General features: G+C 64.4%; 13 protein-coding genes. 8 read left to right on the forward strand and 5 right to left on the reverse strand.

The genetic code is table 11. The features are described from left to right. Positions 1–3 precede the first annotated feature (3 nt). Positions 4–1,239, forward strand: a complete 1,236-nt coding sequence (locus LB556_RS26410; RefSeq protein WP_411908619.1) for an RNA polymerase sigma factor — start codon at positions 4–6, stop codon at positions 1,237–1,239. Positions 1,240–1,275: 36 nt separating this feature from the next. On the opposite strand, the gene LB556_RS26415 is transcribed toward LB556_RS26410, so the two are convergent. Beyond that, complete coding sequence (locus LB556_RS26415) at positions 1,276–2,262, reverse strand: zinc-binding alcohol dehydrogenase family protein (protein WP_224570511.1); 987 nt, start codon at positions 2,260–2,262, stop codon at positions 1,276–1,278. 97 nt (positions 2,263–2,359) lie between these two features. Between LB556_RS26415 and LB556_RS26420 the strand changes: the two genes are divergently transcribed. Next, positions 2,360–2,776: a winged helix-turn-helix transcriptional regulator gene (locus tag LB556_RS26420; RefSeq protein WP_224570512.1), complete on the forward strand. Its 417-nt coding sequence runs from the start codon at positions 2,360–2,362 to the stop codon at positions 2,774–2,776. Between the two features lie 78 nt (positions 2,777–2,854). On the opposite strand, the gene LB556_RS26425 is transcribed toward LB556_RS26420, so the two are convergent. Beyond that, on the reverse strand, positions 2,855–3,460 hold the full coding sequence (locus LB556_RS26425) for an NADPH-dependent FMN reductase (RefSeq protein WP_224570513.1): 606 nt from the start codon (positions 3,458–3,460) through the stop codon (positions 2,855–2,857). A 90-nt stretch (positions 3,461–3,550) separates the two neighbouring features. On the opposite strand from LB556_RS26425, the gene LB556_RS26430 reads away from it, so the two are divergent. After that, on the forward strand, positions 3,551–3,919 hold the full coding sequence (locus tag LB556_RS26430) for a winged helix-turn-helix transcriptional regulator (protein WP_224570514.1): 369 nt from the start codon (positions 3,551–3,553) through the stop codon (positions 3,917–3,919). A gap of 482 nt (positions 3,920–4,401) precedes the next feature. Here the strand turns inward: LB556_RS26430 and LB556_RS26435 are convergent, their stop codons facing one another. Together LB556_RS26435 and LB556_RS26440 are read right to left on the reverse strand one after the other, a co-directional pair. Next, on the reverse strand, positions 4,402–4,797 hold the full coding sequence (locus LB556_RS26435) for an acyl-CoA thioesterase (protein ID WP_199644045.1): 396 nt from the start codon (positions 4,795–4,797) through the stop codon (positions 4,402–4,404). Between the two features lie 123 nt (positions 4,798–4,920). Then, positions 4,921–5,862, reverse strand: coding sequence for a phosphoribosylaminoimidazolesuccinocarboxamide synthase (locus LB556_RS26440; RefSeq protein WP_224570515.1), 942 nt, complete (start codon positions 5,860–5,862; stop codon positions 4,921–4,923). A 205-nt stretch (positions 5,863–6,067) separates the two neighbouring features. On the opposite strand from LB556_RS26440, the gene LB556_RS26445 reads away from it, so the two are divergent. From LB556_RS26445 to LB556_RS26460, 4 genes are all read left to right on the forward strand, one after another. Beyond that, positions 6,068–7,684: a GMC family oxidoreductase gene (locus LB556_RS26445; RefSeq protein WP_224570516.1), complete on the forward strand. Its 1,617-nt coding sequence runs from the start codon at positions 6,068–6,070 to the stop codon at positions 7,682–7,684. Beyond that, on the forward strand, positions 7,681–8,895 hold the full coding sequence (locus LB556_RS26450; protein WP_224570517.1) for a mandelate racemase/muconate lactonizing enzyme family protein: 1,215 nt from the start codon (positions 7,681–7,683) through the stop codon (positions 8,893–8,895). Before LB556_RS26445 ends, LB556_RS26450 begins: the two co-directional genes overlap by 4 nt. Beyond that, complete coding sequence (locus LB556_RS26455; RefSeq protein WP_224570518.1) at positions 8,892–9,809, forward strand: NAD(P)-dependent oxidoreductase; 918 nt, start codon at positions 8,892–8,894, stop codon at positions 9,807–9,809. The genes LB556_RS26450 and LB556_RS26455 overlap by 4 nt, the downstream gene beginning before the upstream one ends. Before the next feature lie 489 nt (positions 9,810–10,298). Continuing rightward, positions 10,299–11,264: an ankyrin repeat domain-containing protein gene (locus tag LB556_RS26460; protein WP_224570519.1), complete on the forward strand. Its 966-nt coding sequence runs from the start codon at positions 10,299–10,301 to the stop codon at positions 11,262–11,264. Positions 11,265–11,284: 20 nt separating this feature from the next. On the opposite strand, the gene LB556_RS26465 is transcribed toward LB556_RS26460, so the two are convergent. After that, positions 11,285–12,223, reverse strand: coding sequence for a diacylglycerol/lipid kinase family protein (locus LB556_RS26465; RefSeq protein ID WP_224570520.1), 939 nt, complete (start codon positions 12,221–12,223; stop codon positions 11,285–11,287). 889 nt (positions 12,224–13,112) lie between these two features. On the opposite strand from LB556_RS26465, the gene LB556_RS26470 reads away from it, so the two are divergent. Next, entirely contained in the window at positions 13,113–13,634 is a 522-nt protein-coding gene (locus tag LB556_RS26470; RefSeq protein WP_224570521.1) for a hypothetical protein, read from the forward strand. The last annotated feature ends 3 nt before the right edge of the window (positions 13,635–13,637 follow it).

A 13,637-nucleotide genomic window follows, 5' to 3' on the forward strand; every position in this document is an offset into this window, starting at 1 on the left:
ACCATGGAAGCGGTCTGGCGGATCGAGCAGCCGAAGCTCACCGCCAGGCTCGCCCGCACGCTCGGGGATATCGGGCTGGCCGAGGAAATCGCGCAGGACGCCTTCGTGCTGGCGCTGGAACGCTGGCCTCGAGACGGCATCCCGCGCAATCCGGCCGCCTGGTTGACGCAGGTTGCCAGGAACCGGGCGCTCGACCGGCTGCGCCGCACCACCATGATCGACGGCAAGCATCACGGGCTCGCCATCGACCTCACCGAACTGGAGCGCGAGATGCCCGACATCGAGGCTGCGCTCGACGAGGACATGGACGACGATCTGCTGCGGCTGATCTTCACCGCTTGCCATCCCGTCCTGCCCACCGAGCAGCGCGCGGCACTCGCCTTGCGGCTGTTGGGCGGACTGTCGACGCCTGAGATCGCCCGCGCCTTCCTGGTGCCCGAAGCCACCGCCGCACAGCGCATCGTGCGCGCCAAGCGAACCCTTCGCGATGCCGCCATCCCGTTCGAGACGCCACGCGCGGAAGAGCGGCGCGAACGACTCGCCGCCGTGCTGGACGTGGTTTATCTCGTCTTCAACGAGGGCTATGTGGCCACCGCCGGACCGGACTGGCTGCGCGCCGACCTTTGCGGCGAGGCGCTGCGCCTCGGCCGTTCGCTGGCGGCGCTGATGCCAGACGAGCCCGAGGTGCAGGGGCTGGTGTCGCTGATGGAGTTCAACGCCTCCCGCTTCGCGGCCCGCACCAGCGCCACGGGCGACCCGATCCTGCTGCTCGACCAGGACCTGGGCCGGTGGAATTGGTCGCTCATCCGGAGCGGCCTCGACGGCCTGAACCGCGCCATGGCCCTGACATCAGCGCCTGGCCCCTATCTGCTGCAGGCGATGATCGCGGCCTGCCACGCCCGCGCGGTGACATCGGCCGACACCGACTGGATCGCCATCTCGGCCTACTATCAGGCGCTGGCGCTCTCGGCTCCCTCGCCCATCGTCGAAATCAACCGGGCGGTGGCGGTCGGCATGGCGTTCGGCCCGGCGCAAGGCCTCGCCATCGTCGAGGCGTTGAAGGACGAGCCGCGTCTGAAAGGCTCGCATCTCCTGCCCACGGTGCGCGGCGATCTCCTGGAGAAGCTCGGCCATCAGGCGGAAGCCCGCGCCTCGTTCCGCGAGGCCGCCCAATTGACCGGCAACGACAGGGAACGCGCTTTGCTGCTCGCCCGCGCCAACTCACGCGTCCCCTCCTGATCTTTGGCCGCCGCCCGGTATCGGAGCTGGTCGATTTCAAGGCTCGGTCACCAGCACCACCTTGCCGGTCGAGCGGCGCGCTTCCAGCAAGCGGTGGGCCTCGCTCGCCTGCGCGAGCGGGAGGCGGCCGCCGATCGCGACCTTCAACTGGCCGTTCGCCGCCAGTTGGAACAGCTCGGACAGGCTATCGCTCAACACGCCAGGCGACAGCAGCGGCAGCAGCGCGAACCCTCTCAGCGACTGGTTGCGGCCGATCATCGTTTCCAGGTCGGAAGCCGCGAGCGCGAACCGACCGAGCGCGGCGAACACCAATTCACCGCCCGGCGCCAGTGCCTGCAGCGACTCCGCTGTCTGCGCTCCTCCGACTGTGTCGTAGATGATCCCGGCGCCCGCGTCGCCCGTGACGTCGCGGACCCGGCCGGGCCAATCCGGTATGGTGTAATCCAGTGCGGTATCCGCACCGACCGACAGGGCGAAATCCAGCTTTGCACTGTCGCCGGCAGCCGCGATCACATGGCCGGCGCCCTTCAGCTTTGCGAGTTGGACAAGCAACGAACCGACGCCGCCGGCTGCGGCCGGCACCAGCACCGATTTACCGTTCGGCGGGCTTTGCCGAAGCAAATGAAGGGCCGTCAGCCCTTGCACCATCAGCGCTGTCGCCGCTTCGAACGAGACAGCATCCGGCAGCGGCACGACGAGATCGGCTGCCATCGTCACCTGTTCGGCGTAGCCGCCGGATGGATGCGGAGAGGCGAACAGCGGCGCCGCGACACGTCTCCCCAACAGCGCCGCATCCACGCCGTGCCCGACAGCCTCCACGAGGCCCGCCGCCTCGACACCGGGACGCATCGGCAGCTGCGGCGTCACCGCGTAACGGTCTGCGCGCATCAGCACCTCGAAGAAGTTTACGCCCGCCGCCCGCATCCGGATCAGCACCTCGCCGGGCTGCGGCACCGGCGCCGGCACGTCTATGAGGTCCAGTACCTCGGGGCCGCCGAAACGGCTGAACTGAATGGCTTTCATGGCAATCTCCGATCGCTATGGCATCCCCGGTGGTTTGCCACTATCTGCGGAGCCGCGACTACACACTCATTTGTCCCCTGCTGACTAGGAGGTGACCATGGCCGGTCCGCCCAAGAGAATGCCAATCAAGAGACTGCCGATGCTGCCGGCCGAACGGGCGCTCAAAGTCATCGCCGGGCGCTGGAAGGCGGTTATCCTCTACCATCTCTTCGATGGTCCCCGGCGGCTGTCGGCGTTGAAGGCAATGATGCCCGGCATCACCCAGAAGGTGCTGATCCAGCAACTGCGCGAAATGGAAGAACACGGCCTCGTCAGCCGCGAGATCTTTGCCGAAGTACCCGCGCGCGTCGAATATTCGGCGACCAGCCTCGGTCTCAGCCTCGAACCGATCCTGCTGGCGCTCTGCCAGTGGGGCCAGCATCATGCCGATGAGTTGAACGAGACGCACCGCCTCGCCGACTGCATCATCATGCCGAGACAGCCGCGGCAGGATGCCCTGGTTTCCCGGAACTAACACCCCGGCTTCCGGAACAAAAACGGGCGGCGCAAGCGCCGCCCCGGTATCCTTGGGAGGACAATCCGATCCGGAGGATCAGGCCGCCTGGGCTTCCCCGGCGACCGCATCCGCGGCGCGAGCGGCCTTCAGCACCTTGGCCCACCAGGCGACGTCGTTGACCAGCGCCGCGGCGGCCTGGTTGAGGTGCTCCATATCTTCGAGCTTCTTCTCGCCCTGGCGCACGGCAAGGAAATCGCCCCAGGCGATATGAACGGCCGACTTGACCGGCGCCATCTGCAATTCGACGGCATGGAGACGAAGCTGTTCGACGGCGCGGGCACCCCCAACGCTGCCATAGCCGACAAAGCCGGCCGGCTTCTTGTTCCACTCGTTGGCGGCGTAGTCGATGGCGTTCTTCAGCACGGCCGTCGGGCCGTGATTGTATTCAGCGGCGGTGAAGATGAAACCGTCGAACCCGGCGACCTTCTTCTGCCAGCGCTGTGCGATTTCGTTCTGCGACGGCGCCCAGGCGGAAGACGCAACCTCATCGAAGAAGGGCAGCGGAAAGTCGCGCAGGTCGACGATTTCGACATCGATATCGGCATGTGCCTTGGCGATCTTGGCGATCCACTGCGTCGGCACGTCGGCGAAGCGGGCGGCGCGCGTCGAACCGACGACAATGGCGATTTTGGGCTTGGACATAAGAGGCTCTCCTTGCGGGAATTGTTGGTATCGTTTGGATACCTGCGCTATATGTGATACTGACATCGTGGCGCGCAAGGAGGCACGTTTTTGTTACTGAGGCACCCGCATAACACCGAGGACTGCCGGGCCGTGTCGGAGATCCTGCAGCGCGTCGGCGACAAATGGACCGTGCTCGTGGTCGGCAAGCTTGGCGGCGGGCCGCTGCGCTTCAACGAATTGCGCGCCGCTGTCGGCGGCATCTCGCAGAAGATGCTGACCACCACCTTGCGCGGCCTGGAGCGCGACGGCTTCGTCACCCGCAAGGTGTTTGCGACCATCCCGCCGCGCGTCGATTACGAGCTCACCGAGCTTGGCCACGAGTTGCTGGTCCCGGTCGGCGCGCTCGGCGAATGGGCGCGCAAGAACACCCAGCGCGTCCAGTCGGCACGCGCCAGATTCGACGAGATGCAAGCCTGAAGTCCTTGCGCGGCAAGGAGTCTGGAATTTCGCATTGAGCGGCGCCGCCTGCTTGAGGCGCAGTCGTGCTTCCCTGAAAGAGACCTGGGAATTTTGTCTGTGGCGCTCGACGCCGGTTCAACGCGCGCGTGGTCCTCGCGACCGTGACCGCGTCTCAATGACAGCCGGTCAGGTTCTTGGCGCGGCGGCGCCGCAAGGCGCCGGGCCGCGGATCATGCATGTCGCCGCCGGACCCTTCACAGCAGCCGGGTCATGCACCCAGGCGGTGCGCCCAAGGTCCTGTTTGAGTTCGCCATAAGCGGCTATGCCGAGCAGGCAGACCAGGGCCGCCAGAGCCGCCGCAAGTCAGCCGTTCAATATGTGTTGACGCATTGTCTTCCTCGAACGCCGGCAGAATTGGGCGTGGAGGCAACGGCGGGATGTCGCTGAGCCAGCCCTCCAGACGGGCAGTGTTACAAAGGTCCCGAATCGGCGGTATCGGGTCAGCCCTCGGCTGGAACCGCCTTCGGCTTGCCCTCACCGTCCAGCGCCACCATGATGAAATCGGCGTGCGTCACCTTTTCCATCAGGTCCGAGAGATAGCGCTGTGCCCAGGCTTCGACCTTGAGCGTCATCGAGGTGCGGCCGACGCGTTCGACGTGAGTGTAGATGCACAGCGTGTCGCCGATCTTCATCGGCTTGGCGAAGGACATCTCCTTGACCGCCGCCGTCACCACCCTGCCCCTGGCGCGCTCGGCGGCGCGGATGCCGCAGGCAAGGTCCATCTGCGCCATCACCCAGCCGCCGAAAATGTCGCCGGCGGCGTTGGCGTCCGAAGGCATGGCCAGCGTGCGCAGCGTCAGGTCTCCGATCGGCCGTCCATCCGCGTACTGCACCATGCGAGAAATCCCTTGATGTCGATTGCCCTCGATCCCGTAGCGTCACGGCGCGAACGCGTCAACGCGCCGCTGGACGAGTCCCGGTCGACGCACACCGCGTAAGCGCGAAGCCCGCTAGAGGGGCTAGAACAAGCGCGCCAGGTTCGACCGGATGCGGTCGAGAACGGTGTCGCCGGAAATGTCGGGAACGAATGCCTTGCCGGTGATCGCCTCGTAGGCCTGGGCATAGACGCGCGAGGCCTGTTCGACGATCTCGTCCGGAATCCTCGGGATCGGATCCTTGTAGGGATCGCAGCGCGCCGCCACCCACGAGCGGATGAAATCCTTGTCGAAGCTCTCCGGCCGCGTGCCGTTCGCCAGCGCCTGGTCGTAGCTCGCCGCGATCCAATACCGGCTGCTGTCGGGCGTGTGGATTTCGTCGGCGAGAATGACCGTCCCGTCCTTGTCGGTGCCGAATTCGTACTTCGTATCGGCGAGGATCAGGCCGCGCTCGGCGGCGTGCGCCTGGCCGCGGGCGAACAGCTTCAGGGCGTAGCTCGAAACGATATCCCACTGTGCCGGCGTGAGCAGGCCCTGCTCCAGGATCTCGGCCCTGGACAGCGGCTCGTCATGGCCGCCATCCGCCGCCTTGCTGGTCGGCGTGATGACCGGCTCGGCCAGCTTCTCATTGTCGCGCAGGTCGTCCGGCAGGCGCATCCCGTACATCTCACGCTCACCGCGCCGGTAGCGGGTCAGGATCGAGGTGCTGGTGGTCCCGGCCAGGTAGCCGCGCACGACGATCTCGACCGGCAGGATGTCGAGCCTTGTGCCGACGACGACGTTTGGGTCGGGATATTCCAGCACATGGTTCGGACAGATATCGGCCGTTTCCTCGAACCAGTAGCGCGCCGTCTGCGTCAGGATCTCTCCCTTGAACGGGATCGAGGTCAGGATGATGTCGAAGGCGCTGAGTCGGTCGGTGGCGATGATGATGCGCCTGCCGTCCGCCAGGTCGTAATTTTCGCGGACCTTGCCTTTGTAGTAGCCCGGCAGTTCGGGAATGAAAGCATCCGACAGGACACGCATGGGTTCTCCTGCCTTGCGCAGAGTGGCCGATGCCCTCGCATAGTCCGTCGACCCCGTGCACATCAAGCGCGATTGTCGCTATTCCCCGCAAGCCGGGCGGATATACCCGTCGCTTTTTTCACAACGCATGCCGGAAGGCGCGGCGACGGAGCGAACCCGGCGCGTCTAGGCTGCGGCCAGATTTCCGGAGCCGCTCATTTCCATCATGCAGACCTATGACTTCATCATCGTCGGCTCCGGCTCGGCCGGCTCGGTGCTTGCCGACAAACTGTCGGCCTCGGGCCGCTTCTCGGTCCTGGTGCTGGAAGCCGGCGGGACCGACCGGCGCTTCTACGTGCAGATGCCGCTCGGCTACGGCAAGACCTTCTTCGATCCCACGGTCAACTGGAACTACAGGGCCGAGCCGGATCCAGGCCTGGGCGGCAATGTCGACCACTGGCCGCGCGGCAAGCTCCTCGGCGGGTCGAGTTCGATCAACGCCATGGTCTGGATCAGGGGCGCGCGCGAGGATTTCGACGACTGGCGCGCCGCCGGCAACCCCGGCTGGGGTTATGACGATGTGCTGCCCGCCTTCAAGGCGCTCGAGGACAACGAGGCCGGCGCCGACGCTTGGCGCGGCGTTGGCGGCCCGCTGCACATCAGCGACACCACGAACGCCGTCCACCCGCTGACGAAACGCTATCTCGCCGCCGGCCAGCAGGCGGGGTTGCCGTTCAATCCCGACTTCAACGGCGCGGCCCAGGAAGGCGTCGGCATCTACCAGATCTCGACCAGAAACGGCCGCCGCATGTCGGCCGCGCGGGCCTTCCTGCGTCCGGCGATGAAGCGCGCCAATGTTCGCGTCGAGACCAACGCGCTGGCGAGCCGCATCCTGTTCGAGGGCAAGCGCGCCGTCGGCGTCGAATATCTGCAGAACGGCGAGACCAAGACAGCCCGCGCTGGCCGCGAGGTCATCCTGTCCTCGGGTTCGATCAACTCGCCGCAGCTCATGCAACTCTCGGGCGTCGGCCCCGCGGCATTGCTCGCAGGGTTGGGCATTCCGGTCGTGCATGCCAACGAGAACGTCGGCGCCAACCTGCAGGACCATGTCGGCATCAACTATACCTTCAAGGGCAAGCTGCCGACGCTCAACCAGATCCTGCGTCCCTGGTGGGGCAAGCTTCTGGTCGGCATGCGATACATCCTCACCCGCTCCGGCCCGCTGTCGCTGTCGATGAACCATGGCGGCGGCTTTTTCCGCACCGACCCGGCCTTCTCCCGGCCTAACATGCAGCTCTATTTCCAGGCCTTCTCGACACTTATCCCTAAGAATGGCGAGCGGCCTATCCTGACGCCGGATCCGTGGCCCGGCTTCTCCATCGGCCTGTCCAACTGCCGTCCGTCGAGCCGCGGCGAAATCATGATCCGCTCAGCCAATCCACGCGACTATCCAAAAATCGTCGCCAACGCCTACTCGACCAATGCCGATGTCGACGAGATGCTGGCGGCGGTGAAGTTCGTGCGCAAGATCGCCTCGATGCCAGCGATGGCCGAGATCATCGCCGAAGAAGTCCTGCCCGGCCCGTCGATCCAGTCGGACGCCGACCTGATCACCGATTTCAGGAAGCGCTCCGGCACCGTCTATCACCCGGTTTCGACTTGCCGGATGGGCCCCGACCCATCCCGTTCGGTCGTCGACCCGCGCCTGAAGGTGCACGGTCTCGAAGGCCTGCGCGTCATCGACGCCTCGATCTTTCCCGCCAACATCACCGGCAACACCAACGCCGCCGCCGTCATGACCGGATGGAAGGGCGCCGAACTGGTTCTGGAGGACCACACATGAAGATCACCGACGTCAAGACCTGGGTTGTCGGCAACCCGCCGCCCGGCATCGGCGGCAAGTATTTCATCTTCGTCAAGCTGACCACAGACGGCGGCGTGGTCGGCTATGGCGAGGCCTACAACGCCACCTTCTCCGCCCACGTCACGGCGAAGATGATCGAGGACATGGCCGAGCGCTATCTCGTCGGCCGCGACCCGCACGACATCGAGAATTTCTTCCGCCGCGCCTATTCGTCGGGCTTCACCCAGCGCCCTGACGTCTCCGGCATGGGCTGTTTTTCCGCACTGGAAATGGCCTGCTGGGACATTATCGGCAAGGAAGCCAACAAGCCGGTCTACAAGCTGCTTGGTGGCCAGGTGCATGAGACGCTGCGCTCCTACACTTATCTCTATCCGCACACCGGCAGCGTCCATTCCGAGGACGCGCCGGACGGCAGGAATGTCTACAACGACCCGGAAATGGCGGCAGCCTGCGCGCTCGAATATGTCGAGCAGGGCTTCAATGCCGTCAAGCTCGACCCTGCCGGCCCCTACACCGCCTTCGACGGCCACCAGCCGCGCCTCATCGACATCGATGTCTCCGCCCGCATGATCAAGGCGATCCGCGAGGCGGTCGGCACCCGCGCCGACATATTGTTCGGCACGCATGGCCAGTTCACCGCTTCGGGCGCGCTGCGGCTGGCGCGTGCCATAGAGCCCTATGATCCGCTGTGGTTCGAGGAGCCGGTGCCGCCGGACATGCCCGAAGTGATGGCGCAGGTCGCCCGCGCGACCTCGATCCCGATCGCCACCGGCGAGCGGCTGACGACAAAATCCGAATTCGCCCGCGTCATCGAGAACCGCGCCGCCACAATTCTGCAGCCGGACCTCGGCCGCTCCGGCGGCATCCTCGAAACCAAGAAGATCGCCGCGATGGCCGAGGCCTACCACATCCAGGTCGCCCCGCATTGCTATTGCGGGCCGATTGTCGGCGCCGCCAACATTCAGCTCGCGGTGACGCTGCCCAATTTCCTCATCCTGGAATCGCTGAAGCAATGGGATGGTTTCCACGCCACGCTCTTGACCAAGAAGATCGAATGGCAGGACGGCAATGTCATCCCGTCGAAGGAGCCCGGCCTCGGCGTCGAGCTCAACGAGGCGGTCTGCGACGCGCACCCCTACACCGGCAAGGACCTGCATCTGCAGATGATGCAGACGCCGTTGATGCCGTGAGCGATAGCTACGCCTTCATCGGCCTCGGCCATCTCGGCGGCAACCTTGCCGCCAGCCTGGTCCGCAATGGCTTTGCCGTCACCGTCTTCGACCGCGATCCCGCCGCAGTCGAGCGCCTCGTTGCGCTCGGCGCCACCGCCGCCAATAGCCCGGCCGAAGCCGCCGCCAGCGCCGGCAATGCCATAACTTGCCTGCCCTCGCCCAAAGTCAGCGAAGCGGTGCTGGCTGGTCCGGACGGATTGCTGGAAGGCCTGCCCAAGGGTGGCACCTGGATCGAGATGTCGACCAACGGCCGCGACGAGATCGTGCGGCTTGCCGCCCTCGCCTCGGCCCAGGGCGTCGAGACGCTGGAATGCCCGGTCACCGGCGGCGTGCATCTGGCGGCGGTCGGCAAGATCACCGCGCTGGTCGGCGGCGACGCCAGCCTCTACGAGCGTCACCGCCCGGCCATCGAAGCGATGTGCGCGAAGTCGTTCCTGATGGGCCCGATCGGCTCGGCGGCGGTGATCAAGGTCATCACCAACATGCTTGCCTTTATCCACCTGGTCGCCGCCGGCGAGGCGCTGATGCTGGCCAAAAAGGGCGGGCTCGACCTCGCCCAGTCCTATCACGCCATCGTCGCCTCCTCCGGCAACAGCTTCGTCCACGAGACCGAAAGCCAGCTTGTCCTCAACGGCTCCTACGACATCGGCTTCACCATGGACCTGGCGCTGAAGGACCTCGGCTTCGCGCTCGGCATGGGCAAGGATTTTGGCGTGCCGCTCGAACTGGCCTCGCGCGTCAACGCGATTTTCGAGCAAGGCAAGGCAGCCTATGGCGGCGCAGCCTGGTCGACCCAGATCGTCAAACTGCTCGAGGATACAGTCGGCACCGACCTGCGCGCACCCGGCTTCCCGGCCAGGCTGGAAATCTGAAGCCGACAACCAGCGAATGAAATCAAGGCGTTGGGCAAGCATCTAGAATCACGGCCTCAACAACTTGAATCAGAGCTGGAACATCCTGACGAGTTTATCGGGAGAGTTTCGATCGGGCTGCATGTCTCGGCGATTGGCGGAAACACCCCTTCCCTTCGTCATCCTATGGCGAAGCAAGGAGCGTACGCGGCGCAGACCATAGGATCCATGCCGTGAGTTCAAAGCGTTGCGACGGCCCGAAATTCTGCTCCGCCGCACTCTTCGGCCAAGGTTGCGGCATGGATCCCAGGGTCTCCGCGACGGAGCTTCGCTCCTGCTTCACCTTGGGATGACGACGTTGTGGGACGCTCTACACCTTGATTCAATATCTGACCGTCAACGCGCCCGGCAGGATCTCGAAGGCCGGTTGTATCCAGCCCGGCGGCTCGCCGCTATCATCTCCTGAGGCAGGCCATTTACAAATTCAGAGGCTTCGTTTTGCGCATCGACATGAAGAAACTCATCCTATTTGCATTTCTGGTCTTGTGCGGGCTTGGCAGCGATTTTGCCGCTGCGGAAAGGCGGACCGCTTCTTCCACACTTCCGAAGGATTTGAGCAAGCTGGAGGGGATGTACTGGTATAATTTCAAGAACGGCCTGGTAGATGGCACGAATTATGAGTCTACCGACGTCTTGGAGTTGGTCAGATACGACGAGGATTCCATGTATTTCCGGGCGTCCTTGTCTTTTTCCAACGGCCATTCCTGTGACATTTCAGGGATCGCGGAACGAGACGAGGGAAGGCTTACCTACTATGATACGACGTACGGAAATGGATGCGTGCTGCATGTCGTTCCGACCTCCACGAGCGTCGCTCTAGACGATCCGACCGGCCAGTGTCGGAACATGAGTTGCGGCGCAAGAGGTGTTTTTGGCTATGAGAAATTCTCGCCGAAACGCAAAAGGAAAATCACCTATATGGCCAGGTTAAAGAACTCCACCCAGTATCAGGGCGCGGTGGTGAATTATGACCGGTTGAAACTTGCCAAGGCGCACGGAATTGCCCCTGAGTGGTCTAACGCCAGGGCTATGCTTGGAACCTATGCATTTTGGGGGAACTTAGAAGGTGTCAGGCAGGCCCTGAATCAGGGGGCGGATCTGGATTTTAACGACAAGCAAGGTTGGGGTCCGGTATCGGGTGCCGGATATAGCTGGAATATAGAAATTACCCAATTGCTGCTCGATCACGGCCTGAACATCAACAAGCTGGAAAATGGAAAGACTCTGCTTGCCCACGCTGCATACAATCGCGCGGCAGGAGGCGACCGGCAGCTTAACTACATAAAATGGCTGATTGAGAAGGGGGCGGACGCCAGCATTCCTGGTAACGACGGGGAAACGCCCGTGGATATAGCGATCAGGACAAAGTCCGATCAGCGAATTGTCGACCTGCTGAAGGGCAAGACCGAACATTAATCAGCGCAGCGCGGCGCTGATCAATACCTGACCGTCAACGCGCCCGGCAGGATCTCGAAGGTCGCCGGTATGCGCCCTGGCGACTCGCCGTCTATGTCGAGCAGCGCGCCGTTCTTCTCGACGTCGCCGAGCGGTTCGACCACGACTTTCCTGCCGCGCAGGATGGTGATCGCGGGATGGTTGCGATGCCTGCCGCCATAGAGCAGGCGGATGTCCCAGATCAGCTTCAACTTGCCCGCCGCGCGCAGGATGACAATGTCGAACTGCCCGTCGGTCAAGTCCGCATCAGGCGCGATCATCATGCCGCCGCCGAAGAATTTGCCGTTGGCCATCGCCACCAGCGCCATGCGCGCATCGACCGGGTCGCCATCGTCCACGGTGATCCGCACGTCCTGGAAGCGGTAGCGGATGACCTCGACCACGGTGCGCCACAGGAACAGCGCCTTGGTCGACATCCTGCCCTTGCGCTTGTCGGCATTGACCGCGCGGTCCGTCGCCCCTGACAGGCCGAGGCTGGCGATGTTGATGAAGCGCCGGCTGGCCAGCGCGCCATGGTCGTCGATGTAGCAGATGCGGCCGGCGTCGACAGGCCTCGCCTTGGCTCCGGCGATCCGCTTCAGCGTCGCATCGATCTCCGTCGGCAGGCCGAGGCCGCGCGCGAAATCGATACCGGCGCCGCAAGGCAGGAGGCCGAGTTCGGTTGTCCTGCCGCCCTCCTCGCGGGCCTGCAGCAAGCCGTCGGCCACTTCGCTCGCCGTGCCGTCGCCGCCGGCCGCGATCACCAGGTCGAAGCCGTTTGCCGCAAGATCGAGCGCCAGCCGCTCGGCATCGCCTTCGGCCTGTGTCTCGCGCAGTTCGAAATCGCCGAAGTGCTTTTTCAGCGCGGCCGCGACGTCGGGCCAATGCCGTTTCAACCGGCCGCCACCGGCAATCGGATTGAGCACCACCCCAACTTTCAATGCCTATCCTCCCGCGCCGAACTGTGCTCGATCCTTTGCAGGCATTGAAGCCCGCCGCCATCGGCTGAGCAAGAGGGACTTCGATCGGAGCGTTGAAAGGCGGGGCGAGCTGTCTAAGGCAGCCGGCGCTGAAATTCAGGGCCTGGTGGCAAACAGTCCCCGATAATCCCGCTATCCACAGCCCCCGGGCCATTCCCCAAGGCCCTTACGCAGCGTAAAAACAACCCATCTCAGGCGGCTACCGATCGCCAAGCCGAAAGGCGAAGTGAAAGGCGGATTTCCTGAGGCCCGTACGGCCCAGAGCGAAAGCAGGCTTGCTTGTTCGAGGGACGGAAGCCGAGACCTACGGGGCCGCGGAAAGCGTGCCAACGCCGACGGCGGACCGATGCTGCCATGAAGGACGGCAAAAACCTTCGATGGCACGCAGGGCAAAGCCCGCAAGGGCTGGACCGGCGTGGTCTGAACGGATGCTGCCCTTGGGTGGCTTCCGGCAGGACCGTCAAAATCAAGGCCGGCATGGCGCGACGACTTTACGGAAGTTGCTGCCGCGACCGTGTTCTGATCTGACAGGGAGGCGCTGGGAGAGATCCCGGCGCCGACTGCCTTTAGGCGCCGCACAATCCTATTTCGGCAAGAGTGCCGGCGCGGCTTCACCGCGCGCCAAGATCGGTGATGGTCGTGGCCGGAGTAAGCCGCATCTGGCACTGCCGTCGCCGATGAAGACCGGCGCCAGGCTCGAACACGTTTATGACCACTGGGACCTTTTGGTCACGCCCGGACGGGATCACGCGCCGCGGCGCTCATTCCACGGCCGAGGCCAAATTCCCGCCTTGTTCGCGCGCAATGGGAATGGATGAGCTGCCGGGGGGCTTCTCGAAGGGACAAGACCGTGATCAAGACCGCCCTTGTCGCCATGACCATTGTCGGCTGCGACTGCGACGCCAAGCTGTGCGAATATATCGGCGAGACGCCGGCCAAGTGGTCGACCATCGCCGAGTGCGAAGCCGCGATGAAGAGCCAGATCCTGCGCGAGCGCAATTTCAACTATCCGCTGGTGTCGGGCATCTGCCGCACCAAGGGCTCGGCGTCCTCCTCTCAATTGGCCGCCATCGCGTCCGGCCCGGAGCTGAAGCCCGCCAGCAAGGTCGTCAGAACGGAAAGCCCATTGCCGCCGGAGCTCAGCCATCGGCCGAGCGTCCCGGTCGGTTCGCCGACGACGGCCCTGGAAGCGGCGGCCGCCCGGCCTGTCGCCTATGACCAGGTGATCGAGGGTGGAACCGGCACGCTCTATCGCACCAAGAACGGCTACGCCGTGGTCAGGACTGATCTTGGCCGCGCGGCTTCGGCGACCGCCGACGCCGCGAAGCGCTCCGTGAACTGGCTGGCCGGCCTGATGCCAGGCAAATTGTAGCCT

The organism is Mesorhizobium sp. ES1-4 (genome assembly GCF_020164745.1).
Taxonomy (GTDB): Bacteria; Pseudomonadota; Alphaproteobacteria; order Rhizobiales; family Rhizobiaceae; genus Mesorhizobium.

Excerpts from the sequence above, each read along its gene's own strand:
- LB556_RS26410 (WP_411908619.1), top strand. The coding sequence starts at position 4 with ATGGAAGCGGTCTGGCGGATCGAGCAGCCGAAGCTCACCGCCAGGCTC.
- LB556_RS26415 (WP_224570511.1), bottom strand. The coding sequence starts at position 2,262 with ATGAAAGCCATTCAGTTCAGCCGTTTCGGCGGCCCCGAGGTACTGGAC.
- LB556_RS26420 (WP_224570512.1), top strand. The coding sequence starts at position 2,360 with ATGGCCGGTCCGCCCAAGAGAATGCCAATCAAGAGACTGCCGATGCTG.
- LB556_RS26425 (WP_224570513.1), bottom strand. The coding sequence starts at position 3,460 with ATGTCCAAGCCCAAAATCGCCATTGTCGTCGGTTCGACGCGCGCCGCC.
- LB556_RS26435 (WP_199644045.1), bottom strand. The coding sequence starts at position 4,797 with ATGGTGCAGTACGCGGATGGACGGCCGATCGGAGACCTGACGCTGCGC.
- LB556_RS26440 (WP_224570515.1), bottom strand. The coding sequence starts at position 5,862 with ATGCGTGTCCTGTCGGATGCTTTCATTCCCGAACTGCCGGGCTACTAC.
- LB556_RS26445 (WP_224570516.1), top strand. The coding sequence starts at position 6,068 with ATGCAGACCTATGACTTCATCATCGTCGGCTCCGGCTCGGCCGGCTCG.
- LB556_RS26450 (WP_224570517.1), top strand. The coding sequence starts at position 7,681 with ATGAAGATCACCGACGTCAAGACCTGGGTTGTCGGCAACCCGCCGCCC.
- LB556_RS26460 (WP_224570519.1), top strand. The coding sequence starts at position 10,299 with ATGAAGAAACTCATCCTATTTGCATTTCTGGTCTTGTGCGGGCTTGGC.